Annotated in this window: 22 protein-coding genes and 3 tRNA genes; 12 read left to right on the top strand and 13 right to left on the bottom strand. The window is 56.7% G+C overall.

Annotation, left to right across the window (positions count from 1 at the left end):
• Positions 1-48: 48 nt before the first annotated feature.
• The 5 genes from NCG89_RS15280 (at position 49) to NCG89_RS15300 (ending at position 4,775) form a co-directional block, all read left to right on the top strand.
• Positions 49-1,923, top strand: coding sequence for a beta-ketoacyl synthase (locus NCG89_RS15280; RefSeq protein ID WP_251087428.1), 1,875 nt, complete (start codon positions 49-51; stop codon positions 1,921-1,923).
• Between the two features lie 117 nt (positions 1,924-2,040).
• The gene (locus tag NCG89_RS15285) at positions 2,041-2,463 is read left to right on the top strand and encodes a PilZ domain-containing protein (protein WP_251087429.1); all 423 of its coding nucleotides are present in this window, start codon (positions 2,041-2,043) and stop codon (positions 2,461-2,463) included.
• Positions 2,464-2,753: 290 nt separating this feature from the next.
• Positions 2,754-3,320: a nitroreductase family protein gene (locus NCG89_RS15290; RefSeq protein WP_251087430.1), complete on the top strand. Its 567-nt coding sequence runs from the start codon at positions 2,754-2,756 to the stop codon at positions 3,318-3,320.
• The gene (locus tag NCG89_RS15295; protein WP_251087431.1) at positions 3,317-4,153 is read left to right on the top strand and encodes a crotonase/enoyl-CoA hydratase family protein; all 837 of its coding nucleotides are present in this window, start codon (positions 3,317-3,319) and stop codon (positions 4,151-4,153) included. Before NCG89_RS15290 ends, NCG89_RS15295 begins: the two co-directional genes overlap by 4 nt.
• Before the next feature lie 31 nt (positions 4,154-4,184).
• Entirely contained in the window at positions 4,185-4,775 is a 591-nt protein-coding gene (locus tag NCG89_RS15300) for a lysophospholipid acyltransferase family protein (RefSeq protein WP_251087432.1), read from the top strand.
• 20 nt (positions 4,776-4,795) lie between these two features.
• Here NCG89_RS15300 and NCG89_RS15305 read toward each other — a convergent pair whose 3' ends face one another.
• A complete protein-coding gene (locus NCG89_RS15305; RefSeq protein ID WP_251087433.1) occupies positions 4,796-5,740 on the bottom strand; it encodes a hydrogen peroxide-inducible genes activator in 945 nt (314 codons plus the stop codon).
• Between the two features lie 115 nt (positions 5,741-5,855).
• Between NCG89_RS15305 and NCG89_RS15310 the strand changes: the two genes are divergently transcribed.
• Positions 5,856-6,527: a carbonic anhydrase gene (locus NCG89_RS15310; RefSeq protein ID WP_251087434.1), complete on the top strand. Its 672-nt coding sequence runs from the start codon at positions 5,856-5,858 to the stop codon at positions 6,525-6,527.
• Positions 6,524-8,167: a SulP family inorganic anion transporter gene (locus NCG89_RS15315; protein ID WP_251087435.1), complete on the top strand. Its 1,644-nt coding sequence runs from the start codon at positions 6,524-6,526 to the stop codon at positions 8,165-8,167. Before NCG89_RS15310 ends, NCG89_RS15315 begins: the two co-directional genes overlap by 4 nt.
• 58 nt (positions 8,168-8,225) lie before the next feature.
• Here the strand turns inward: NCG89_RS15315 and NCG89_RS15320 are convergent, their stop codons facing one another.
• Both NCG89_RS15320 and queD read right to left on the bottom strand, forming a co-directional pair.
• Complete coding sequence (locus tag NCG89_RS15320; protein ID WP_251087436.1) at positions 8,226-9,611, bottom strand: OprO/OprP family phosphate-selective porin; 1,386 nt, start codon at positions 9,609-9,611, stop codon at positions 8,226-8,228.
• A gap of 556 nt (positions 9,612-10,167) precedes the next feature.
• The gene (queD, locus tag NCG89_RS15325) at positions 10,168-10,533 is read right to left on the bottom strand and encodes a 6-carboxytetrahydropterin synthase QueD (protein ID WP_251089383.1); all 366 of its coding nucleotides are present in this window, start codon (positions 10,531-10,533) and stop codon (positions 10,168-10,170) included.
• 258 nt (positions 10,534-10,791) lie between these two features.
• Between queD and NCG89_RS15330 the strand changes: the two genes are divergently transcribed.
• Both NCG89_RS15330 and NCG89_RS15335 read left to right on the top strand, forming a co-directional pair.
• A tRNA-Val gene (locus tag NCG89_RS15330) sits at positions 10,792-10,867 on the top strand.
• Between the two features lie 57 nt (positions 10,868-10,924).
• A tRNA-Asp gene (locus tag NCG89_RS15335) sits at positions 10,925-11,001 on the top strand.
• 152 nt (positions 11,002-11,153) lie between these two features.
• Here the strand turns inward: NCG89_RS15335 and NCG89_RS15340 are convergent.
• The 3 genes from NCG89_RS15340 to gpt all read right to left on the bottom strand — a co-directional run bounded on the left by NCG89_RS15340 (position 11,154) and on the right by gpt (position 12,422).
• Positions 11,154-11,396, bottom strand: coding sequence for a hypothetical protein (locus tag NCG89_RS15340; RefSeq protein WP_251087437.1), 243 nt, complete (start codon positions 11,394-11,396; stop codon positions 11,154-11,156).
• Between the two features lie 384 nt (positions 11,397-11,780).
• Positions 11,781-11,857 (bottom strand) — tRNA-Arg (locus tag NCG89_RS15345).
• Between the two features lie 103 nt (positions 11,858-11,960).
• Complete coding sequence (gpt, locus tag NCG89_RS15350) at positions 11,961-12,422, bottom strand: xanthine phosphoribosyltransferase (RefSeq protein ID WP_251087438.1); 462 nt, start codon at positions 12,420-12,422, stop codon at positions 11,961-11,963.
• Between the two features lie 214 nt (positions 12,423-12,636).
• Here gpt and NCG89_RS15355 point away from each other — a divergent pair, with 214 nt between their 5' ends.
• Positions 12,637-13,962, top strand: a complete 1,326-nt coding sequence (locus NCG89_RS15355; protein ID WP_285236381.1) for a sigma-54 interaction domain-containing protein — start codon at positions 12,637-12,639, stop codon at positions 13,960-13,962.
• A 12-nt stretch (positions 13,963-13,974) separates the two neighbouring features.
• Here the strand turns inward: NCG89_RS15355 and NCG89_RS15360 are convergent, their stop codons facing one another.
• Entirely contained in the window at positions 13,975-14,319 is a 345-nt protein-coding gene (locus tag NCG89_RS15360) for a translation initiation factor Sui1 (RefSeq protein ID WP_251087439.1), read from the bottom strand.
• An 87-nt stretch (positions 14,320-14,406) separates the two neighbouring features.
• On the opposite strand from NCG89_RS15360, the gene NCG89_RS15365 reads away from it, so the two are divergent.
• Complete coding sequence (locus NCG89_RS15365) at positions 14,407-14,622, top strand: SlyX family protein (RefSeq protein WP_251087440.1); 216 nt, start codon at positions 14,407-14,409, stop codon at positions 14,620-14,622.
• A gap of 21 nt (positions 14,623-14,643) precedes the next feature.
• Here NCG89_RS15365 and NCG89_RS15370 read toward each other — a convergent pair whose 3' ends face one another.
• Positions 14,644-14,865 (bottom strand): cold-shock protein, encoded by a 222-nt coding sequence (locus tag NCG89_RS15370; RefSeq protein ID WP_251089384.1) that lies wholly within the window; start codon positions 14,863-14,865, stop codon positions 14,644-14,646.
• Between the two features lie 317 nt (positions 14,866-15,182).
• Positions 15,183-16,025 (bottom strand): SDR family NAD(P)-dependent oxidoreductase, encoded by an 843-nt coding sequence (locus tag NCG89_RS15375; protein ID WP_251087441.1) that lies wholly within the window; start codon positions 16,023-16,025, stop codon positions 15,183-15,185.
• A 292-nt stretch (positions 16,026-16,317) separates the two neighbouring features.
• Here NCG89_RS15375 and NCG89_RS15380 point away from each other — a divergent pair, with 292 nt between their 5' ends.
• Positions 16,318-18,885: a PAS domain-containing sensor histidine kinase gene (locus NCG89_RS15380; protein WP_251087442.1), complete on the top strand. Its 2,568-nt coding sequence runs from the start codon at positions 16,318-16,320 to the stop codon at positions 18,883-18,885.
• 46 nt (positions 18,886-18,931) lie between these two features.
• Here NCG89_RS15380 and NCG89_RS15385 read toward each other — a convergent pair whose 3' ends face one another.
• The 4 genes from NCG89_RS15385 to NCG89_RS15400 all read right to left on the bottom strand — a co-directional run bounded on the left by NCG89_RS15385 (position 18,932) and on the right by NCG89_RS15400 (position 23,248).
• Positions 18,932-19,141 carry a cold-shock protein gene (locus NCG89_RS15385; RefSeq protein WP_251087443.1) on the bottom strand — a complete coding sequence of 70 codons (210 nt, stop codon included), beginning with the start codon at positions 19,139-19,141 and terminating at the stop codon, positions 18,932-18,934.
• A gap of 290 nt (positions 19,142-19,431) precedes the next feature.
• The gene (locus tag NCG89_RS15390; protein ID WP_251087444.1) at positions 19,432-22,281 is read right to left on the bottom strand and encodes a valine--tRNA ligase; all 2,850 of its coding nucleotides are present in this window, start codon (positions 22,279-22,281) and stop codon (positions 19,432-19,434) included.
• A 149-nt stretch (positions 22,282-22,430) separates the two neighbouring features.
• A complete protein-coding gene (locus tag NCG89_RS15395; protein WP_251087445.1) occupies positions 22,431-22,826 on the bottom strand; it encodes a hypothetical protein in 396 nt (131 codons plus the stop codon).
• A gap of 5 nt (positions 22,827-22,831) precedes the next feature.
• Positions 22,832-23,248 carry a DNA polymerase III subunit chi gene (locus NCG89_RS15400; RefSeq protein ID WP_251087446.1) on the bottom strand — a complete coding sequence of 139 codons (417 nt, stop codon included), beginning with the start codon at positions 23,246-23,248 and terminating at the stop codon, positions 22,832-22,834.
• Between the last annotated feature and the right edge of the window lies 1 nt (position 23,249).

The following is a 23,249-nucleotide window of genomic DNA, read 5'->3' on the forward strand; positions in this document are numbered from 1 at the left end:
GAGGGCTAGACTCTGCCAGCATAAAGTCAGTGCTTTTAAGGAGTTGCCGTGAGTCGTTTGCCAGTGATTGTCGGGTTTGGTGGAGTTAATTCTGCGGGGCGCAGTTCGTTCCATCATGGCTACCGGCGGCTCGTGATTGATGCCCTCGATTCCGCAACGGCGGAGCGAACCTACCGCAGTCTGGCGGCATTGATGGGGATCAAGTGCGGAGACGGCGCACTGAGCCAGGAGCAGCGCCAATACATTCTCGATCACACCCTGATCCGTCGAATTGAACCGGGTCTGTTTGATGTGGAGAAGGTGGCCTGGAACAAGAAGATGTCCATATCCGGTCAGGAAGGCGAGTTGTCTTTTGTGACGCGCGCTCGTCAGTTGCCCGATGTGATTCCTGATAACTGGGCGGTGACCGACTTGGGCGGCGGCAAGGTCAAGGTCAGCATTGCCGAAGGCTGCGATATTCTACTACCGACCCACAAGCACAACGATATCTCCAGCGCAGGCCAGCTGCCGACCGGCTTTGATCCTGGTGCCTGTTATCCGTCGCGCAGCCACCCTAAAGGCTTGCAAATGGCGATTTACGGCGCCTCCGATGCCCTGCGCTCAATGGGGATCGAGTGGCAGACGGTGATGGATACAGTGCGTCCTGACCAGATCGGCGTGTATGCCAGTTCGGCGATGGCCCAGCTCGATGAGAACGGGTTTGGCGGATTGCTAGGGGCTCGTAATGATGGCCGTCGAGTCAGTTCCAAAAACCTGGCTCTGGGCCTGGCCGATATGCCGGGAGATTTTGTCAGCGCCTACGTGCTGGGTAACGTTGGCACCACGGCCCCCAGTCTGGGCGCCTGTGCCACCTTTTTTTACAACCTGCGCCTGGCAATCAACGATATTAAATCCGGCCACGTTCGCGTCGCCGTGGTGGGGGTGGCCGAGGCCGGTGTTGAGCCCCGGGTGATGGATGGTTACGGCACGATGGGGGCATTGGCCTCGGATGCCGAGCTATTGAAGCTCGATGCGGCCAAGGGGCTGACCGAGCCGGATTACCGCCGGGCAAGTCGGCCGTTCAGCAGCAATTGCGGGTTTACTATTGCCGACTCCTCCCAGTTTATCGTGCTGTTTGATGATGCGCTTGCGCTGGAGCTGGGTGCCCAGGTGCACGGCTCGGTGCCCGAGGTGTTTGTGAATGCCGACGGCTTTAAAAAGTCGATTTCCGGCCCCGGTGTGGGCAACTACTTGACCGTGGCCAAGGCGCTGGCCTCGGCTGAAGCAATTCTCGGCACGCAGGCGATCCGCCAGCGCAGTTTCGTGCAGGCCCACGGCACCAGTACCCCGCAGAACCGGGTAACCGAATCGCATATTCTCAATGAGGCGGCCAAGCTGTTCGGAATCGAGAAATGGCCGGTTGGCGCGATTAAGGCCTACCTCGGGCACAGTATTGGCGCGGCGTCGGGAGACCAGCTGATTGCTAGCCTTGGGGTATGGAAGACCAATATTTTGGCCGGTATTGCGACCATTGATCACATCGCCGATGACGTTCACGACAGCAACTTGCAGTTGCAGGCGGCCCATTTGCAACTGGACGGCGATGCTATGGATTTGGCCATTCTCAACTCCAAAGGCTTTGGCGGCAATAACGCGTCAGCGGCGGTGCTCTCGCCAAATATCAGCGAAAAAATGTTGCGCGGTCGGCACGGCAAGGCGGTCTGGCAGGCCTATTTGGAAAAGCGTGAGGCCGCGATTGCCAAGGCCGAAGCCTACGACGAGGCCGCCTGTGCCGGGCAGCCCGACGCTATTTACCATTTTGACAACAACGTGATGGGCGGCGACGACGTCAGTATGAATCGGGATGAAATTCAGCTGAGCAGCTGGCAGACCCGGGTCGAGCTACCCAAGACATCCCCCTATACCTCCTGGCTAGAGGAGTAAGCGCGACCGGCGCCTGCCGGTTGCTCGGTGTTGCGCACTGACGCGGAAATTACGGATGTGCCAACGGGTGGGGCTGTGGCCTACTGAGGGTGAAGTCACGCGGTTCACGAGGCAGGTATGCGGGAGTTTTTACGTCATCCCAGCGATATTCCCGTCGATGTCAAGATCCTTCGGGAGTCCGAGCTGCGCCTTGCCCAACTGAAAGATGTTGGTGCGGGCGGGGTTTGTTGTCGTGTCGCCAGACCGATCCGGGAAGGTAGTCAGGTTGAGTTTGCCGTGCCCTCCCTGTGCAGCGGTTTTACAGGCCGCGGCGTGGTGGTGTGGTGTGAGCCCGCGTCGGAGAATTTCCAGGTGGGTATACAGTTTTTGAGTCGTCGTGACCGTTTTCAGGCCCGGCTCGTGGAACAGCTGAGCCAGATTGAGCATTTTCGCCGCGAGATGGAGTTGTCTGAAGGACGGTTTATGGATGGCGAGCAGGCCGCCAAAGAATGGATCGCCCGACATGCGGAGGAATTCGATCGGCAGTTTCCTCTAGGCTGATTCCCGGCCATCAATCGTTTGTTCCGCTTCTTCCTTGTTGAGGCCCTCGTCGGTCTCCTTCGTTATGTGACCGCTGGACCGGTTAACCTTTCTTGAATTCATTCTGCGCTTCGTATTTTGCTGGGGTGCAAGTATCGACGCTTGCCGATGGCCTGGTGCGGTGGCGGGGCCAAGACACACTGCGGCTTTCGTGTTTGAATGTGGCCCGAAAAGCACAAACGCCTTTGATACCCTGACTGCTCGAATGACTTGCTGGTGGGTTCCGCCGCAAGATATAGGAATCTAGTGAAATGAATGCCATTGAATTACTGTTGCAGCGTAATTCTGCGCCAAAACTTTGTGATCCCGCTCCCTCTGATGCCCAATTGCAAACCATGTTTGCGGCGGCCTGCCGCGCGCCGGATCACGCCTGGTTACGCCCGTATCGCTTTCTGGTGGTCAACGGCGATGCCCGACATAAATTGGGTGAGCTCTTTGCTGCGGCTGCCCTCCGTCGTCAGCCCGGTCTGGACGACGCTGCGTTGGAAAAATTTCGGCGCCAGCCGCTTCGCGCCCCTGTGGTCATCGTGGTCTATGCTCAAGTCGTGCCCCACGACAAGGTCCCTGCCATCGAACAAAAGCTCACGGTGGGCTGTGCGGCACAAGGCATTTTACTTGCGGCGGAGGCAATGGGCTTTGCCGGTATCTGGCGTACTGGCGACAACGCTTACGACGAGATGGTGAAGGGCGGTTTGGGCCTGGCGGCGACGGAGGAGATTATCGGCTTCCTGTATCTGGGCACTCGAGAGGGTGGCAGAAAATTGTTACCTGAGATAAAAACAACTCACTTTGTAAAGCACTGGGGAACTGGCGAATGAAAACGATAACAACACCAAGCTATGAGACCATGGCGCTGCGTATGGAGGGGCATGTGGCCTGGTTGGCGCTCAATCGTCCCGACAAAGCGAATGCGCTGAATCCGACGATGTGGCGAGAGATGCAAGAGGCCTTTGAATGGCTGGATGCGGAGCCCCAGGTGCGGGTCGTGGTGCTGTGTGGTGAAGGTAAGCATTTCTGTGCGGGGATTGACCTGGCGATGTTCGCCGAGTTGCTGCCCGAGAACCCCGATAGTGAGCTTGACGACGCTCGGGTGGCCGAGCGCTTTCGTCAGATTGTGCTGCGTTTGCAGGGCAATATCACCGCGATAGAGCGCTGCCGCAAGCCCGTTATCGCCGCAATTCACGGCAGTTGCATCGGTGGCGGGGTTGATCTGATTTCCGCCTGTGACATGCGTTATTGCAGCGACGGCGCGGTGTTTTCGGTGAAAGAAATCGATTTGGCCATTGTCGCGGATGTGGGCACATTGCAGCGCCTTCCCAAGCTGATTCCCGAGGGCATCATGCGGGAGCTGGCGTTTACCGGGCGGATGGTAAGTCCTGTCGAGGCCGAGAAAATCGGTCTGGTGAATCGTCGCTTTGACAGTTATCAGGCGTTGATCGAACACGTGAGTGATGTGGCGCAGGACATTGCCCGCAAGTCCCCGCTTGCGATGCGGGGCTGTAAGCAGGCGCTGCTGTTTGTTCGCGATCACGGTATCGATGCGGCGTTGGATCACGTTGCCACCTGGAACGCGGCGATGCTGAGTCGGGAAGATCTTCACACGGCAATGGGGGCGATGCGCAGCGGCGAACCGCCCTGTTATAAGGACTGAACGCCTTTTCGGGTGGAGTAGCAGTACCGACATGCAAAACAGAACAATCTTTAAAACGCCGGTCGTCAGTGGCTTCTTTCGGCTGCTGTTTATGGCAACGACCCGGCTGATAGGCTGGCGGATTGTCGGCATGCGGCCGGAACACAAAAAATGCGTTCTTATCGCGGCGCCGCATACCAGCAACTGGGATTTTCCCACCATGATGGTGGCGGCGTTTGTGTTGCGCCTGGATATTCACTGGATGGGCAAGGACTCCCTTTTTCCCAAGGGGCCTCTCGGCGCCGTGATGCGCTGGTTTGGTGGTATTTCCATTGATCGTAGCAAGACCAACAACACGGTCGATCAGATGGTCGAGCAGTATCAGCAGCGTGACGAGCTGTTGGTATTGATTACCCCCGAAGGTACCCGCAGCCGAGTGGCCCAATGGAAGGCGGGCTTTTATCACATTGCGGTGGGCGCGGGTGTGCCTATCTATCTGGGGTTTGTCGACACCTCTCGACGTGAGGCGGGTGTCGGCGGCATCTTCCACCCCTCGGGTGATTTTGAGGCTGATATCCAGGAAATCTACCGCTTCTATAACCAGAAAACCGGCTTCAAAGACCGAGATCGGCGCTACAGCTGACGGGCGCCTGCGCCTCTCGGCTAACTGCTTTCGATACCCTGAACTTTGCCCAGGCGGCGTTTGATAATGTCGCGGATGTCCGCTGCAATACGTCGATAAAATACCCTGTTGGGTGCGGCCGAGCGCCAAACCAGGCCATGCTGGCGAGTGATCGGGTTGTTTTGTAGCTCGCAAACATGTAGCGCTTTGGGGTGGTGTAATTCTGAATGCACATACAGTGCTGGCAGAAACGCCACTCCCATTCCCATCACGACCATCTGCCGCAAAGTGTCCAAACTCGTACCGGCGTAGTCCGGCTGGATGATCGCCCCGGACTTCTCGCAAATTTCCTGAATTTGCTGGTGAAAATGGTGCTGTTCTTCCAGGGTCAGCACCTTTTCCCCGCGTAGTTTGGCTGGTGTTATCCGCTCTGTGCCGGCAAAGCGATGATCGCTGGGCACCACAAATTTCAACGATTCGGTGAACAGGGGCTCGATGGAAAAGTGGGACAATGAGACGGGCAATGGGAGTGGGACTAACACTAGGTCATAGCTGCCTTTTTCAAGCTCATTGAGCAGGATGCGGTGAGCGGCCTCGCGCACGTGGAGTTTCAAATCCTGATGCTTTTGGTGTAAGTCGGGCAGCACATGCGGCAGCAGGTAGGGGCCCACTGTGGGCGGGATGCCGAGCTTATAGGTTGCCTGATGGCCACTTGAAAGCATATTGGCCTGCTCCTGAAATCCTTGCATGGACAGCAGGATTTGCCGGGCCGCCGGCAGCAGTTCCCGGCCCGCCGGCGACAGCTGTGTGCCCGCCCTTGAACGCTCGAATAGCGCGACACCAAGGGTGGTTTCCATGGCGCTGATTTGGGTGGTTAACGCCGGTTGACTGATGCCCAGTTCGTCAGCGGCTTTTCGATAATTGGCGAGATCCGCGACCGAGACGAAATAGCGGATTTGGGCAATGCTGGGCATTTTTCTAGCCATGAAAGGCAGATCTCCTGATAACTAAAACTAATTAGCAGCTATTGTATGCTTCTATAAAACTATCAATTGATAATCTGTTCCACATTTCACTCACAGTCAATACGAGGATGTTATCGTGGAACAGCTTATTTCCGGCGTCGCTAAATTTCAGAAAGAAATTTACCCTGAGCGAGAAGCAGATTTTCAAAAACTGGCCGGCGGGCAGAGCCCGGAAGTATTGTTCATCACCTGTTCTGACTCCCGGGTGGATCCAAGCCTGGTGACCCAGACCCAGCCCGGCGAGCTGTTTATCTGTCGCAACGCCGGCAACGTAGTGCCACCCCGGACCAATCAAACCGGTGGGATGACGGCGTCGATCGAATTTGCCGTTGCCGGTTTGGGTGTCAGCCACATTGTGGTGTGTGGGCACACCGATTGCGGTGCGATCAAAGGCGCAATCGCGCCGGAAAAGCTCACTGAGATGCCCCATGTTCGGGAATGGCTCGGGCACTGCAGTGCTGCCACTGCGGTGGTCAAAGAGCGGCACGGTTGTATCGGCGCAGAGCACTTGGATGAACTGACCCAGGAAAACGTCCTGCTGCAGCTGCAGCACCTGCGCACTCACCCTGCGGTCGCGGCCAAGCTGGCCAACGGCCGGGTCACCCTGCACGGTTGGGTGTACAACATCGGCAGCGGCGAGGTGCTGTGCTACAACGATGCGTCGGGCGAGTTCGAAGTCATGGACGAGCGTTACAGCAGCCTGTTGAACGAGGCGGGATTGCATAACTGTGGAGGCGCAGCGGGATGAAGCTGGATTTCTCTCATTTGAGAGGGGACATTACCGGCGGGATTACCGCCGGTGTGGTGGCGTTACCCCTCGCGCTGGCCCTGGGCGTGGCTTCGGGGCTGGGTCCGATGGCTGGGCTGTACGGCGCGATCTGCGTTGGCTTTTTTGCGGCCCTGTTTGGCGGTACCGAATCGCAAATCTCTGGTCCGACCGGACCCATGGTGGTGGTCCTGGCGGGGCTGTTTGCCAGTCTCTCCGGGGATGCCGCGCTGATCTTCACCGCGGTGGTGCTCGCCGGGCTGTTGCAGATTGTCTTTGGTGTGCTGGGGCTGGGAGCCTATATTCGCTTGGTGCCCTATCCGGTGATATCGGGGTTTATGACCGGTATCGGTGTCATCATTATTATTCTCCAGCTGAGCCCCCTGCTTGGGCATGAGGCACCTAGCGGAACTCTGGGGGCACTGGGACACTTGCCCACAGCGTTAGCTGATATTCATGTCGCCAACCTGGCATTGGGCCTGGGTACCCTGGCGCTGGTGTACAGCTGGCCCGCCAAGGTCGGTAAGTACCTGCCGGCACCCTTGGCGGCGCTGATCATCGGCGGGGTGCTTGCCTATCTGCTGCTCGACGTGCCTGTGCTTGGCGACATTCCGACCGGCTTGCCGACGTTTAACCTGCCGGTAATTCCCGATCAGAGCCTGTGGTTATTGGTGATTGAGGCGGCCTTTATTTTGGCCCTGCTGGGCTCCATCGACAGCCTGTTGACCTCATTGGTTGCCGACAATATGACCCGCAGTCGCCACGACAGTAATCGGGAGCTGGTCGGTCAGGGGCTGGGCAACACGGTGTCTGGGTTGCTCGGCGGTATCGCTGGCGCAGGCGCGACCATGCGGACAGTGGTTAACATCCGCTCAGGCGGCAAGACTCGTATCTCGGGTGCGGTCCATGCTCTGGTGTTGTTGGCGATTGTTCTCGGCATGGGGCCACTGGCATCGAATATTCCGTTGGCAGTGCTGGCGGGTATCCTTGTAAAGGTCGGTCTGGATATTGTCGACTGGAGCTATATCAAGCGCGCCCACCAGGGCCCCCGTTGGGACTTGGCGCTGATGGGGCTGGTTCTCGGGTTAACGGTATTTGTGGATTTGATCACTGCCGTAGCGGCTGGGGTGGTGCTCGCGGCGCTGAGCTTTGTGCGCCAGATCGCCAAGCTGCAGATCGAAAACCTGCGCTATTTGCCAGAGCACTTGGATTCCGAGGAAGAGCGTGGTCTGTTGGAACGCCTCGGTCACCGGACCTTGCTGTTCGAATTTTCTGGCCCGCTGAGCTTCGGTGCTGCCGCCGATTTGGGCCACCATGTGCGGGAACACTGTGAACCGGGCAGCCAAGTGCTTTTACTCGATTTCTCCCGGGTCCCCTCGCTGGATGTCTCGGCAGTGGTAGCCGTGGAAAATATCGCGACTGACGCCAGTATTAGTGGCAAATCGCTCTACTTGATCGGTCTTAATGGCACCGTTCGGCAGACGCTCGAAAAGATGAACGGCGGTTTGCCGGGTGATGGTGTTTTCAATGCTCGCATTGATGCGCTGCGAGCGGCCGCGATAGCCCTAGACCGGGCCGAGGCAGGGGAAGCAGGAAGCTTGTCCGCGATGGCAGCGGGTTGAGGAACTGAAAAGCCGCCCGCGGTGCAACCCGCGGGCGGCTTGTTAATTTCCGTATATCTTAAAAGGCAAACTGGGTGCGCAGCTGGATGGTATCCAGGTCGTCTGCGTCGCTGCCATCAGTATGGGTTACTGGCCCATCAGTCACGTCGAAGGCGCGGCTGTAGTCGAGCATGATTCTCAGGTTTTCATTGAGGTACCAGTTAAGTGCAAGCGTGAAGCGCTGCTGCTCGCCGCCGCCAATATCCTCATCAGTCAGGTTTAACTCGTCCAGACGCAGTGCCAGTTCCCATGCGCCCCACGTCCCCTGATTGAGGTCAAAGTTCGCTGCTGGTTTCAAGCGCTTGAATTCGCCGTCAGAGCCCTTATAGCTGCGGGATTCGCCGGTCAGTGTCCAGGCGGCCTGAACATAGTATGCATCGAACTCAAGCTCGGCGCCGTTGGCGCGGTTGATATAGGCTTTACCCATCTCGCTCTGGATGGAAAAGGGGCCGGCCATATAGGCCGCTTCCAACCCGGCGAAGGTAATATCCTCAAAGTCGGCGATCACACCGGTGTCGCTCAGATACAAATCGGAGATATGGGTGGTTTCATAGCGGAACCGCGGGCTCTTGTTGTTTGACAAGGTATTGTCGTCGGTGGCCTTGCGCTGACCGGCACTCGCGCCGAAGTGCAATACCTCGGTCGCTGTCATCAGCGGTGTGTAGGTACCGCGAATCGCCACACCGTGTCCCTCGTCGTTATTCTTGCTATCGGACGCCACCGCATCACCATATAGGCCGCCCTGCAAAGACCAGTTGTCCCCCTTAGCTTTCAGGTTGACGCCGATGGCCCGATCAAAGTGGGGTGTGGTCAAGGCGCTGAGCAATGAGCGCTCGACAAACATAATATCGTTTGAGCTCTCTTCCATTTCCATGCTGATAGCGTGCTTCTGGTTGCCGACAGTCAGCTCAATACCGTCAATGCCAGTGAAGGTCACCATCGCATCTTTCATGGCAACGGCATCGTCAGCAAAGTCCATTTCTAAGTGAAATTTGTAGTCGTTATAAACCTTTCCTTTCAAGGCGAGCCGGCTGCGACGAATTTCGGTGCCGGCAGTGGCGTCTTTTGTCAGGTTATCGTCGCCGCTTTGGGTACTGGCATCGATATGCAATCTGCCGCCCAGGCTAATTTCAAAATTGCCGTCGCTGGAGCTTACGCCGAGACCTTTCTTATCCATTGATAGGGTGGGGGTGGTTGCTGTGCTGCCTGCGCCAACCGCCTGAAAATTCCCCAGTTTGGTCCGGCCGGGACCGGGCTCGGTAAACACCTGTTTGGTGGTGGTGTCGACATAGAGCTCCAGGCTGGTAGGACCTTCAGCAACCGCGATACCACTTGTGCCAAGCGCGAGTGTTGATGTCATGGCGAGAAGTAGTGATTTTGGTCTGGTCAGTTTCGTAAGCGGCATACAGTTCCCCTCGTTATCAGTAAATCAAGCCGGTGGCGCTTTCTCGCCCTCTGCGTGCGGCCATTCTGTGACAGAAATGTGACATAAATATGACAATATGAAGATTAGATGACAAATGTGGGGCGGCCGCTTGAAATTGCCGCATATTTGCTCATTTGAAAGCGTGTGTAACGTAATGAGCGCATTAGCCAATGCGTTATGGCCAGTGCCTATGGGGAAAATGGTTATAACGATATTTATTAGGTGACAAGTTGTTTTCCACAGTATCTGTGGATAAGTTGGTGGACAAGTTGTCAGTTTGGCCTGCTAAATGAGAGTTTATCGGGGGTGTAACAAATTGTTCAAAATTTAGTCACTTGTGTTATTTTCAATATAAACAACAAGTTAGCTATTTTTCATAATGTTTGTTGTTACTTTTTGTTGCTAAGCGAAGAAACTTGAGGTGGGTGGCCTTATCTGTGAATAAGTGTTACGTCAAGTCCTTCGTGGTGTAACCTGTTACCAAATTGCACGGATGATTTATCCTGGGGCGGGACTTGCTCGGTGGTGGTGCGATTCACTCATCCGCAACGCCGCGGAATATGCAGCCGCTGGTACAAGTCTCTCGGATTTCGACCCCTGATAGGGCAGGCAAGCGAGGTTTTGTTGCTTTCCAGATCCACTTCGTTAACACCTCGCTAGTGGGGTTCTCGAGTCCCGGGATGTCATTCAGGTAGTGGTGGTCTAATTGCTCGTAAATCGGCGCGAAGGCTCGCTTGATGTCAGAGAAGTCCATCAGCCAACCGGTGTGGGGATCAATTTCGCCACTCACGTACAGCCGTACCATAAAGCTGTGGCCATGAAGGCGTCGACACTTGTGATTTTCAGGCAGGTTGGGAAGACGATGGGCTGCCTCGAAGGTGAACTCTTTATAGATTTCCAATGCTTTGATCTCTCGCACCGCCAAAGAGGGGCCTCCTTGGCAAATTTGGCGCTAATGGTAATCAGCTGTCATTGCCCTGTACAGGCCTGATAGGAGGCGACGGGAGCCGTTGGGGGAGGCTGGGCAACCTGAGTTAGATTGCTGGTTAAAAATTGAGCAAAATCAGCAAGATAGCAATTTAACAAAAAATTCAAAAAAATGCGGCCCAGGGTTTGACAAGCATTCGGTTTACTGTAGAATGCGCCTCACTTGAACGCAGGGTGGTTAGCTCAGCTGGGAGAGCATCTGCCTTACAAGCAGAGGGTCGGCGGTTCGATCCCGTCACCACCCACCATTCAAGTGCACACTTAGGTGTGGTTTTACGTGAACACGTAAGTGTATGAAAGTATGCGGACCGGTAGTTCAGTTGGTTAGAATGCCGGCCTGTCACGCCGGAGGTCGCGGGTTCGAGTCCCGTCCGGTCCGCCAACTTTCCCCTTCTATGGGCCTATATGGCCTCATGATCGCAAGTTTTTCCTGTGTAAAGCGCCTTCCTTTTCGGCTTGGCTACTGGTGCCAGTCTGTCTCAGTCATTGCTTAGCTAACAGGGATTCTCTGTCCCAAAAACCAAATTTTGTCAGTTAGTAGCGTCTTGCGTCGCTACCGATCGGCGCGCTGGCGCTGGCAATGTGACTCAAACCATTGGCGAGCAGCTGCACAAACAGCGTCAGCACGGCAAGGGCGAGGAGGGTGAGTGTCGCGATGGCGACGCTATCGATAATTTGGGCATAGATGCCGTAGGTGAGTCCTGCGAGTATGGCGCTATGGCCGGCCCAGCGAAGCAGGGTCGCCAAGAGAGTGAAAAATGCGGCAATGATCAACATGCGAAAACCTCAAAAGCGTGTTCGAAACCTCCCTTTCCAACGTTGTTAGTGGGCCTAGTAATCCTAACTGACCTAAATATTTCCCGATTCTCAAGCTCATCGGGAGCGGGCAAGTCACTTGCCGCGGCCTGAGTCTTCATCCTGTCGCAATCTCAAGCGCATTTGGTGCGTGCAATGGTATGCACACATTGTGCCTGAAATGTTTTAGCCGCCATCGTCAGGTTAATCCGCTTTCTAACGATTTGTAATAGTGGTTGGCGGCTGAATGTTAGTGTTGAGACATATGTCTCATTGCGGGCGGATGTGAGCTGGGTTTTTCGGCCTGTAAGAAGGTGGCGATTGTGTGTACCGAGGGGCTAAGCAAATTTGGCATGGGAGGGAAAGTGGTGCCCCGGGCAGGATTCGAACCTGCGACCTGCCCCTTAGGAGGGGGCTGCGCTATCCAGCTGTGCCACCGGGGCATGATGGCGATTGGCGTAGTAGCCAAGTTTTGCGGGCTGCAATTGTAGTAGTTACAAGCAGTTAGGCACAAGTAGTTGAAATGAGCGGGCTTTGTCGCAGGGCTTAGCTAATCAGCGGTTTGCTGTAGCTGTGTTGGATATCCCAAGGGAAGTGAATCCAGGTATCTTGAGAAAACTCCCGGATAAAGATATCGGCCAAGGCCATGGCCTTGGGTTTGGCGTAGACGGTTACAAACCGAGCTTTGGGCAGCAGCTCTCGGGCAATCTCTGCGGTTTTGCCGGTATCGACCAGATCGTCGACCAAGATATAGCCATCGCCATCCCCGGCGACACTTTTCAGAACATTGATTTGCCCTTGCTGGTCGTGGTCGTAGCTGGCGATACACAGGGTGTCGACCACACGCAGGTTAAGCTCTCGAGCGAGAATGCCACCGGGAATCAGGCCACCGCGGGCGATACAGATGATGCCCTTCCAGTTGCCGCCCACCAGTTGCCTCGCAAGAGTTCTGCTGTCGCGATGAAATTCATCCCAGGTGAGGTAGTAGACAGGTGTGGCTTCTGACATGGCATTTTCCGGTAGCAAGCATTTCGAAGGGCGGATTGTGAATCATGGCGGGGGGGGCGGGCAAGGCGCAAGGTGGTTCATGGCGGGTATCTCGGCGTCGAAATATTGACAGTTAGCCTCTGCGCGCTAACAATTCGGTATTTCGAGTCAAAAATACGTCAGTCAGATTGCCAGGCGATCCCTCGAGAGGAAGCATAACCGGGTGCAGATTTTAGTGATAGCCAGTCCCGAATGGGCACCGCGGGTTGCGGCGGTGTTGGGTTCGCTGGGGGAGGAGGCGATGTTTCCTGTTGATCTGCCCGTCGCAGAAAGTACCGGCGGGCCCGATGCGATTTTGCTTGCCGGGCCAGGGGAGCATCATGAACATTTGGTCAAATCATTCTCCCACCTTCCCCTTATTCGTGTGGTGACGGACCATGACTCAGCGGACCTGAGTGGTGAGGGCGGGGCGGTGACGGAGTACACCCTCCCGGCGTCGCTGGATTATCAGAAACTGCTAGACATTCTGTATGGCATCGCGTCCCGGCGCACGGACAACACGGCCGTTGAACGTCGCTCAGGAGTCGCTGGCGCAGGTGCCGGGGAATTGGCCTTGCCGGGGCGCAGTCAGGCGATGCGAACCTTGTCCCATCTGCTAGAGCGGGTTGCCGGAAAGGATGTCACCGTGCTGGTCACCGGCCCTTCGGGGTCGGGAAAAGAACTGATCGCCCGTCGCTTACATGCCCTGTCTCCGCGCGCTGATGGGCCTTTTGTTCCAGTAAATTGCGGGGCTATTCCCAGAGAGCTCCTGGAAAGTGAGTTGTTTGGCCATGAAAAAGGAGCCTTTACTGGGGCGATATCGGCCCGGTCGGGCCGCTTTGAACTCGCCGAAGGAGGCACCTTATTCCTCGATGAAATTGGCGATATGCCCCTGGAGATGCAGGTCAAAATTCTACGTGTGCTGCAGGAGCGCCAGTTTGAACGGGTGGGCTCCAGCCAGACCCGGCAGGCCGATGTTCGGGTGGTGGCGGCTACTCACCGGGACCTTGAGGGAATGATTGCCAGAGGTGAGTTTAGAGAAGACCTGTATTATCGGCTGAATGTTTTCCCCCTTGAGGTGCCGCCGCTGGCGCAGCGACGTGAGGATATCCCCCTGCTAATCAATCAGCTTGCTATTGAGTTGGAGCGCGATGGCCTGGGGAAACTGCGCCTGACTCAGGCTGCTGTTGCGGCGCTATGCAGTGCGCCCTGGCCGGGTAATATTCGCGAGCTGGGGAATCTGCTGGAGCGGCTCGCCATTCTTCATGGTGGCGAGCTGATCGGGGTGGCGGAATTGCCGGCGCGGTATCGACCGGAAGACGATACCCCGGAACTGGTGCCAGAGGCAGAGGACGGGCAGGGGGTAGATTTAAAGGGGAGTCTCCAGGCGATGGAGCGTGCCTTGATTGAAGAGGCGCTTGCCTTGCATGAGGGGGTGGTGAGCCGGGCGGCGCCCCATCTGGGACTGCGGCGCACCACCCTGATTGAAAAGATGCGCAAGCTGGGCATCGAATCGCGCTGATTCATTCAGGCCCTAGCCCCCTGCGAGTTTTACCGTGAATCCCTTCGCTTCGAGCAGGGTTTTCAGGGCCGTTCGCTGATCACCCTGAAACTCAATTTCCCCCGCTTTTACGCTGCCACCAATACTGAGCTTTTTCTTGAGGTCTTTGGCCAGGGTCTTGAGCTCGTCCTCGGGAAGCTGAATGCCAGCAACAATGCTGACACCTTTGCCTTTGCGGCCCTTGGTTTCCCGCCGTATGCGAACGATGCCATCACCGCTGGGGGTAAACGCCTGTTGTTTGCACTGGCAATGATCCTGCGGTTGACTGCAGTCCGGGCACAGCCTGCCCTTGTCGGTGGAATACACTAATCTGGTCATTTAGGTCTCCTATTTGGGTTCGAGTCATTATAATTGCGCCCCGTGGTTCCGGCGATGCCGGTGGTGTGGAGAAATCGGAGATGAAAAGTGAGTGACGACGTGCAACATCAATTGATGGAGCTGCAAACCCAGTTCGCGTTTCAGGAGGATTTGCTGTCGGCGTTGAATGAGCGAGTGGTGGAGCAAGATAAAGAGCTGGACCGCCTCAAGCGGATGCTGCTGGCGCTGCAGGAAAACTACGTCAAGTTGGCTGACAGTCTTCCCCAGTCAGGCGGCGAACAGGAGCGCCCGCCGCATTACTGAGGCGGGCAGAACCGATAATCATCAAGAGATGATATAGACGTTTTCGGCCTGGGGACCTTTTTCGCCCTGGGACAGAACGAACTCGACCTGTTGCCCCTCTGCAAGGCTCTTTCGCTCCTTGCCCTGGCCACGAATAGAGCGAAAGTGAACAAAGACATCGCCGCCGGCATCCCGCGTGATGAAGCCGTAGCCTTTTGTCACGTTAAACCACTTCACCACGCCGCGTTCTTTTTGTTTGCGCATTTTTTCCAGTGCGAAGGGCAGGAATGGCGCAATGATTACGGCGACCAGGGTCAGCAATACCACCGTAATCACCGGGGCGGGGGCGAGAACTTGGAATCCCAATCCCCATTGGAAGACGGCGAGGTGTGCGGCGCTAATCAGCGCAATAAACAGAAGTCGAATAGCAAGTAACATATCAATCCAAAAGCAAAAGTAGCGATATTCAAACAGCGCTGCCAGTCACAAAACAACGGCTCTCAGCCGTGTCATCCTAATGACATAAAGCGTCTAATTTATTGATTTTCCGAGAGGGAAATCGGTCGAGGCCGATTGTAGCACTAGTCGTTGCCGAGGTCGCGGCGTAAGGCGTGAAGATCGAATTGCCGGCTCAGCAAGGGATCCTTGATTCGCCGGGGCAGGTGGCTGAACAGTGCCAGCAGCCGGTTGCCCTTGGCTACCCCCAGCTCCCTGGGGCAGCGAGTAGACTCGGCGGCATCAATAATCTGGTGAGCTACCTTATCGGGGGCAGCGGCGCGAGTTTGCGAAAGACTGGCTCGGCGGCGCATTGCTCCGGCGATGCTAGCGTAGCGGGAATCGGGTCGTGCCAGGGCCCCAAGTTCGCGGCTTGCCCGTTGGCCGAATTTTGACTTGATTGCGCCGGCGCGGATCAATAGTACCCGAACGCCAAAGGGCGCCAACTCCATTCGCATTGCCTCGTTCAGGGCGTGCAGGGCGGCTTTGCTGGCGCAATAGCTTCCAGCAAACGGGGTAACCAGCCGCGCTGAGACACTGCCAATGTTGACCACCGTGGCGCCGGGGTTGAGCATCGACATGGTGGCGCGCAGTAAGGTGACCGGAGCGATGCAATTGGTTTGAAATTGCTCCTGCAGCGCGCTGGCATTCAGGTCGAGCAGCGGGGCCATGAGCCCGTAGCCGGCGTTATTGATGAGCAAATCGCAGTGGGGGAACTCTTCCTTAATTGTTGCCGCGAACTCGGTAATGCGGGGCTCGCAGCCGAGGTCTAGCGCCCGGGGATGCAGGCGGGGATGGTTCAGGGTTATGTCCTGGGGATCGCGGGCGGTGGCGATCACGTGAAAGCCGCGATCAAGGGCCTCCTTCGCCAGCGCATAGCCAAGCCCGCTGGAGCATCCGGTGATTAGCGCGATTTTTTCATCAATCATGGCATTCGGCTCTTTTCGGTGTTGTGGGAATTGAACGAACGCAGTCGGGGTACTGAATGTGGTCCACCACTGGCTCGTTTGCGGCATATTGCCCGTACCCTGAGGGTCTCTGCTACGGGGAAATACGCATATGCTCGTTTCCCCCGGTCGATCAAAATGTTCATCAAAGCCCTACTATGGAGAGTAGCTGGTGTTTTTGCCGGAGGGAATGTAAACGGCGCTTCCCGCTTTACCCGGCTCCCAATCGCTCATTTTCCCCAAACTCCCTACCCCATTGCCTGGGAAGTGGTTCATGCCGACACTAAGGTCTGAGATATTTCAGGAATCGCCCTATGGGCCCGAAAGCGGCAGGGGCCTCCTGTATTTCGCGTATGTGTTTCTGGTCTCATTGCTGTTTTTAGCCTTGTTTGGGTATTGGCAGTTTGCCGAGCGCCGTGATTTTCTCGTCGATAAATTCAATACCCAAACCAACCAGTTTCTCTCCCGCAGTGACCTCCTGCTTGAGCTCGACAAGCTATTGCAGCGGGGAGTTGTGCTCAGTAATTCAGCCGTGTCGGAAAGTCTGGTCACCGGCTTTGGTGAGAAGGCCCGCTCAGGCCAGGCGGCGCTGTTTGAGCGTCGCCTGCGCGAAGCCCAGCGCCTGCTCGCGAGATCGGAACTGAGGAATTGGCGTGCGCCGGAAGTGGCAGAGCTGATCGATAAGCTCCACCGCTTATTGGAGCTGTATCTCACGATGGATCCGATCTCGGCCAGCGTGGCCATTTCGCCCGCGTCCGACAGCCAGATTATGCTCAGTTTGCTGCAAGACCTCCATCGGGCCCATGTGGCTACCGGTCGCCAGATCGAGCTGATCGTGTACAGCGTGCAGGAATTGGAACACTATTTTTATCGGGTCAACCTGTTCCTATTGGTACTTGGGCTGGTGCCTTTGGCCATTGTTATTTTCTATGCCACCAGTACTCAGTCTGCGCTGGTGCGCACCAGACGCCATCTTCTTCAAGGGCGCCTGGTATTTAATGCCATTCCGGAAATGGCCGTTGTGCTGGACGGCAGTGGACGAATTGTCCGCGCCAATCGCGGTGTGATGACGCTGTTGGACTACGCGCCCTCATCCCTCGAGGGGCAGCTTTTCAGTACCTTGTTGCCGGCCCAATTCCTCCCGCATTTTGCCGATTTTTTCCAGGCTGTTTTGAGTGGTACGGATCGCGGTGGGATGGCCCGGGAATTGGTATTGATTTGCCGCACAGGCAGTGAGGTTCCGGTTGAGGTCAGTGGTAGCTCGGTGGCCATCAGTGGGCGGTCTTATCTGGTGTTGACGGTGCGAGACTTGCGTGAGCAGCAGTATCTGCAAAATCAGCTTCGCAGCAGCCAGCGTCGCTTTGAATTGGCGGTGGCGGCGACCCGGGACGGCATGTGGGATTGGGATCTAACCAAGAGGCGAGTCTTCTTCAGTCAAAGTTGGCGCGCGATGTTGGGTTTATCCGCCAGGGAGCTGACTAATGACGATCGCGCTGTGCTGGAGCTAGTCATCCCCAAAGAGGATTTGCCGAGCTTTCGCCGCAAGGTCCGCCGATTTGTGCGCAGCGATGGCATGCAATTTCGCTTTGAGCATCGTTTGCTGCATCGCGATGGGCGGATTCTCACTGTGATCTGTCGGGCCAGTGTTGAACGGGACAGCAAAGGTCATATCGTGAGAGTAGTTGGCACCCACTCAGATATCACCGATATCAAGCGTCGTGAGCAGGATGCCTTCGCCATCAACCGCCAGTTGGAGAATCTGCTTCAGAATCAGGCGGACCAATCCGGCCAGTCGTCCCCATCTGGAGATACTCAGTTTCTGAGTGTGCTTGGGCATGAGATACGCACGCCCATGAATGGCCTGCTTGGCATGACGGATATGTTGATAAAAACACCGCTGAACGCTGAGCAGCGGATGATGGCCGACATCATTCACGAGTCTTCTGGCAACCTGCTATCGGTTTTGGATGACCTGATCGACTTTGGCGCTCTGCACAGCAACACCCTGACGCTTGACTGGCAGCGCGTCGACCTGGTGGCGCTTATCGACGATATTCTGGCGCGCTATTGCCGGCAATCGGGGAACCAGCATATCTTCTTCTATCCCGCAAAGAACCTGCCCGCTGTGGTGATTGGTGATCCGGCCCGAATGTCCCAGATATTTGGCAAGCTGATCGATAATGCCTTGAAGTTTTCCCGGGCCAGCAAGCCCCGTGGTGTGGTTAAAATCTGGCTTGAGGCAGAGGACATCGAGCAGGTTGGCAATGCCTGCAATTTGCGTTTTCGGGTGTGGGACAATGGGATCGGCATTCCCGCCGAGATACGCCGGAATCTGTTTAAACCTTTTGCCCAGGGCGAGAGTGGCCGTGGGCGGCGTTTCGGTGGCAGCGGCCTGGGCCTGGCGATTTGTGAACGTCTGGTGAAGCTGCTCGATGGTGATATTTCAATTGATAGCGAAATGGGGCGGTTTACTGAGGCCCGGGTAAGTTTGCCCCTACAGTGGGTGCCAGGAGTGCAGGCGGCGAATCAGCGGCCGGTGCTGCTGCAAATTACCAATGAATCCCTGCGGGATTCGGTCGAGGCTATCCTTGCCCACGGCGGATATGATGTGACCGTCGCCCAGGGGGAGAGCTGCCAGTGGAGCAGGGCCGCGCCAGAAGTACTACTGGTGACGGATACGGTGGGCCAGGGAAGTCCGACTGCGCGCTTGTTACTGGTGCCACGCCCCCGTGGCGAGCAAAAGGGTGCCGTCGGAAATCAGGTGTTCACCAACCCCTTGCTGCCATCGGCATTATTGGGCGGACTAGCGGCGCTGAAAACACAACTGGTGGAAGGGCAGTGAGGCACCACACCAGGGACTCATTGAGACTGGTGTGGAGGGGCGCGTCTTAGAGTTTGAGTACGTCTTCCGCCTGCAGGCCCTTGGGGCCCTCTACCAGGTTAAACTCCACAGCCTGGCCTTCATCGAGTGTACGGTAGCCGTCCCCTCTTATTGAACGGAAGTGGACGAAGACGTCCTCTCCCTCGGTGCGGGTGATAAATCCAAATCCTTTCGCGTTGTTGAACCACTTTACGGTCCCGGTGACACGCTCACTCATTGCTCATCCTCTCTAGCATCGAGATCCATGGGTAAATCCTTGGCAATTAAGCATCCGGCATGCAACCAACGGGCCGGACTCGGGCATGTTGGCTGAAAAACATGACAAAAAATGGGGGCGGCGGGACCTGGGATGGGAGAAAAATGGGGACCAGGGGGCAGAAACATCCATTTAACAGTCACTGAGGGCGGTGCTCGTTAGGCCTTCGTGGCTCCGAATATAGCCTCTGGGACAGGCATTGCGCCATGCCCCAGTGTGGGTTTCATCAAAAAATAATGAAAAGCGAGGCCCTAGAGGGCCTTTATGGTCTCGATTTGCTCACGGAGCTTGTCGATTGCACTGACTTGGGCCGCCAGCTTTTCCTGCTCTTTGGCCACCACAGCGGCGGGCGCCTTGGCAATAAAACCTTCATTGCCGAGCTTGCCTTGCAAACGCTTCACTTCGCCTTCGAGTTTCTGTTGCTCTTTCTGCAGGCGCTTGAGTTCGACCTCTTTATCGATGAGGCCTGCCATTGGCACCAGTATTTCCAGATTGCCTAGCAGTTGAGTGGCCGACAGCGGAGCGGTGTCCCCGTCGGCGAGGGCTTCGACGCTATCCAGTTTTGCGAGCTTGATTAGGAAGGTGCGGTTGGCCTCGAGGCGCCGATGGTCATCCGGGCTGGCATTGCGCAGCAGTACAGACAGGGCTTTGCCGGGGGGAACATTCATTTCACCGCGAATATTGCGCACTGCAACAATAAGGCCTTTCAGCCATTCGACATCCGCAATGGCACTGGCGTCGATATCTTGCTCACTCGCCTCCGGCAAAGCTGACAACATAATGGTGTCGCCGCTGACACCCGCGATGGGGGCAATGCGTTGCCAGATTTCCTCTGTGATAAAGGGCATAAACGGGTGGGCAAGGCGCAGGACGGTTTCCAAAACCTGAATCAGCGTTTGGCGAGTCCCGCGTTTGGCCTCTGCGCTGGCCTGCTCATCCCAGAGGACCGGTTTGGACAGCTCAAGGTACCAATCGCAATACTCATTCCAGATGAATTCGTACAGCGCCTGGGAGGCGTGGTCGAAGCGATAGGCCGCCATTGCTTTGTCGACGCTGAGGATGGTTTCGGTGAGGCGAGTCCGAATCCAGCGATCTGCCAGGCTGAGGCTAACTTCACCCTCACCGCAATCTTCGCCCTCGGTGTTCATCAGCACATAGCGGGCAGCGTTCCAGATTTTGTTACAGAAGTTGCGGTAGCCCTCAAGGCGCTTCATGTCCCAGTTGATGTCTCTGCCGGTGGAGGCGAGCGAATACAGGGTGAAACGCAGCGCGTCGGTGCCGTGGGCGTTGATCCCTTCGGGGAACGCTTTGCGGGTGGCCTTACCGATTTTCTCCGCCAGTTGCGGCTGCATCATGTTGCCGGTGCGCTTTTCCAGCAATGCCTCTAGCGAAATGCCGTCAATCATGTCGAGGGGGTCGAGCACGTTGCCCTTCGACTTGGACATTTTCTGCCCCTGCTCGTCGCGGATCAGGCCAGTGACATAGACCGTCTTGAAAGGCACCTGGGCGTCGCCATTCTCATCCTTGATCAGGTGCATGGTCATCATGATCATCCGGGCAACCCAGAAAAAGATGATGTCAAAGCCGGTGACCAGCACATCGGTGGGGTGGAAATCCTTCAGGCGCTCGGTGGACTCGGGCCAGCCGAGGGTGCCGAAGGTCCACAGTGCCGAGCTGAACCAGGTGTCTAGCACATCTTCATCCTGGTGCAGGGTGATGTCGCTGCCGAGCTGATATTTGCTGCGCACTTCTTCTTCGTTGCGGGCGACATAGATGTTGCCCTCGTCGTCGTACCAGGCGGGAATACGGTGGCCCCACCACAGCTGTCGGGAAATACACCAATCCTGGATATCGCGCATCCAGCTGAAATACATGTTCTCGTATTGCTGGGGGACAAATTTGATGCGGCCATCTTCCACCGCCTCGATGGCGGGCTTGGCCAGGGCCTGGGTGGCGACAAACCATTGGTCGGTTAGCATGGGTTCAATCACCAGGCCGGAGCGATCGCCACGGGGAACCTTCAAGGCATGGGGATCAATTTTTTCCAGCAAGCCCAGTTGCTCAAATTCGGCAACGATGGCCTTGCGGGCCTCATAGCGATCGAGGCCGGCCAAGTCTTCGGGCAGCCTTGGGTCAATGTCTGTGTTGGCAGAGCTGTCACTGTTGAACACTTCGGCGGTGGCGCGAATGGCCGCGTTCTGGTCCATCACGTTGATCATGGGGAGCTTGTGACGCTGGCCCACGGCGTAGTCATTAAAATCGTGGGCCGGGGTGATCTTCACGCACCCGGTGCCAAATTCCCGGTCGACATAGTCATCCGCCACGATCGGAATACGGCGATTTACCAGGGGCAGCTCGACGAACTTGCCAATCAGGGAGGTGTAGCGCTCATCCTTGGGGTTTACCGCGACGGCGGTGTCGCCCAGCATGGTTTCCGGACGGGTGGTGGCCACCACCAGGTAGCTGTTGCCCTCAGTGGTGGTTGCGCCGTCGGCCAATGGATAGCGGAAGTGCCACATGCTGCCCTGTTCGTCTTTGTTTTCTACTTCCAGGTCAGAGATTGCGGTGTGCAGTTTTGGGTCCCAGTTGACCAGACGCTTGCCACGATAAATGAGCCGCTCGTCATACAGGCGAACAAAGACTTCCTGGACCGCTTTGTAGAAGCCGTCGTCCATGGTGAAGCGTTCATGATCCCAGTCTACCGAGGCGCCCAAGCGGCGTAGTTGACGAGTAATAGTGCCGCCGGATTCTTCTTTCCACTGCCAGACTTTTTCCAGGAACGCGTCGCGGCCGAGGTCGTGACGGCTTTGGCCGGATTCCGCCGCGAGTTTGCGCTCGACCACCATCTGGGTCGCGATACCCGCGTGATCGGTACCGACTTGCCAGAGGGTTTTATGGCCTTTCATCCGCTGGTAGCGGATCAGGGCGTCCATGATGGAGTCCTGGAAGGCGTGCCCCATGTGCAGGCTGCCGGTCACGTTGGGCGGTGGGATCATAATGCTATAGGGGGCGGCGTTCCCCCGGGGGGAGAAATAGCCATTCTGCTCCCACTTCTGATACCACTTTTGCTCCAGCTCAGCTGGTTGATACGTTTTGTCCATGGATTTCCAATCTATCGAGTGCGGATCTGACCAACCGGGCGGGAAGGGCGCCGGTGGGCAACGGTGCGATGCCCAGCGGGAGGTCGAAAAAAGGCGTCAAGTATACTGAGTTTTGCCGGGGCAGGGCAAAGCGGGATGACGGCTTGGGTTTAGCTGTCGCCGAGGTGTTGTTGATACCAGCGGTACAGGATTTCCTCGTCCAGGGCGAGCATCCGTCGGCGCAGTTCAGCCTCGATTTCGGGCATCATTGCGTCGATCACCTGTTGCAGAAAAATCTCGCGATCAAAGTTGTCGGATTCGCGGTAGGGTTGGCCTGAAGCCGTTGCCGAGTGCGACGGCGGGGAGTTTGGGGCGGCGTCTTGCGGTGCTGACACCGGCGCGATGTCTGCGATGGTTTCGACCTCTTCCTCAATCACTTCCTCCAGCAACGGAATTTTGCTGGGGTCCAGACGGTTCTCCAGGTGCAAGGTGGCCTGCAGGGCTTTCAATTCGTCGAGCAGTTCAGCGCGTTTGCGCATCGATTCGGGAGTGTTGAAGTCGGACATGGTCGTCAGGCCGCTATCGGGTGGGTGTGAAGGGGATAGCCCCGGTGCTTGTAGTAGCTGTAGCGCTCTCGGGAGGCGGCAAGTCGCTGGGCCTCCTGACAGACAATTTCTGCCAGACGCTCGAATCGGCTAAATGTGGCCGGGACACCGGGGGTGAGGTTGATCAATACATCACAGTGATCACCCACCTGGTCGCCGAGACACAGTGTGACCTGATCGCCGGTATCCTCACTGTGGGGCAGGAAGGATTCCGGGCGAACCATCCACAGCATGTCGTCCAGCCGTTTCAGCTGCGGTTCATCTGAGGCAACAATGCAGATGCGATGACCCTGACGGTAGGCCTTGTCGACCAGTCGGCAACAGTAGCGCAGCACCTCATCGGGGTCGCTACTGTCCAGAATGTAAAAGTCGACCCGGGTCATC

The sequence above is a fragment of the Spongiibacter taiwanensis genome (genome assembly GCF_023702635.1).
In the GTDB taxonomy this organism is placed as follows: domain Bacteria; phylum Pseudomonadota; class Gammaproteobacteria; order Pseudomonadales; family Spongiibacteraceae; genus Spongiibacter; species Spongiibacter taiwanensis.

Bases quoted from the DNA above. Each gene is read 5' to 3' on its own strand.
- NCG89_RS15285 (WP_251087429.1), top strand. From the start codon at position 2,041: ATGCGGGAGTTTTTACGTCATCCCAGCGATATTCCCGTCGATGTCAAG.
- NCG89_RS15290 (WP_251087430.1), top strand. From the start codon at position 2,754: ATGAATGCCATTGAATTACTGTTGCAGCGTAATTCTGCGCCAAAACTT.
- NCG89_RS15295 (WP_251087431.1), top strand. From the start codon at position 3,317: ATGAAAACGATAACAACACCAAGCTATGAGACCATGGCGCTGCGTATG.
- NCG89_RS15300 (WP_251087432.1), top strand. From the start codon at position 4,185: ATGCAAAACAGAACAATCTTTAAAACGCCGGTCGTCAGTGGCTTCTTT.
- NCG89_RS15305 (WP_251087433.1), bottom strand. From the start codon at position 5,740: ATGGCTAGAAAAATGCCCAGCATTGCCCAAATCCGCTATTTCGTCTCG.
- NCG89_RS15315 (WP_251087435.1), top strand. From the start codon at position 6,524: ATGAAGCTGGATTTCTCTCATTTGAGAGGGGACATTACCGGCGGGATT.
- NCG89_RS15320 (WP_251087436.1), bottom strand. From the start codon at position 9,611: ATGCCGCTTACGAAACTGACCAGACCAAAATCACTACTTCTCGCCATG.
- NCG89_RS15340 (WP_251087437.1), bottom strand. From the start codon at position 11,396: ATGTTGATCATTGCCGCATTTTTCACTCTCTTGGCGACCCTGCTTCGC.
- gpt (WP_251087438.1), bottom strand. From the start codon at position 12,422: ATGTCAGAAGCCACACCTGTCTACTACCTCACCTGGGATGAATTTCAT.
- NCG89_RS15360 (WP_251087439.1), bottom strand. From the start codon at position 14,319: ATGACCAGATTAGTGTATTCCACCGACAAGGGCAGGCTGTGCCCGGAC.
- NCG89_RS15370 (WP_251089384.1), bottom strand. From the start codon at position 14,865: ATGCGCAAACAAAAAGAACGCGGCGTGGTGAAGTGGTTTAACGTGACA.
- NCG89_RS15375 (WP_251087441.1), bottom strand. From the start codon at position 16,025: ATGATTGATGAAAAAATCGCGCTAATCACCGGATGCTCCAGCGGGCTT.
- NCG89_RS15380 (WP_251087442.1), top strand. From the start codon at position 16,318: ATGCCGACACTAAGGTCTGAGATATTTCAGGAATCGCCCTATGGGCCC.
- NCG89_RS15385 (WP_251087443.1), bottom strand. From the start codon at position 19,141: ATGAGTGAGCGTGTCACCGGGACCGTAAAGTGGTTCAACAACGCGAAA.
- NCG89_RS15390 (WP_251087444.1), bottom strand. From the start codon at position 22,281: ATGGACAAAACGTATCAACCAGCTGAGCTGGAGCAAAAGTGGTATCAG.
- NCG89_RS15395 (WP_251087445.1), bottom strand. From the start codon at position 22,826: ATGTCCGACTTCAACACTCCCGAATCGATGCGCAAACGCGCTGAACTG.
- NCG89_RS15400 (WP_251087446.1), bottom strand. From the start codon at position 23,248: ATGACCCGGGTCGACTTTTACATTCTGGACAGTAGCGACCCCGATGAG.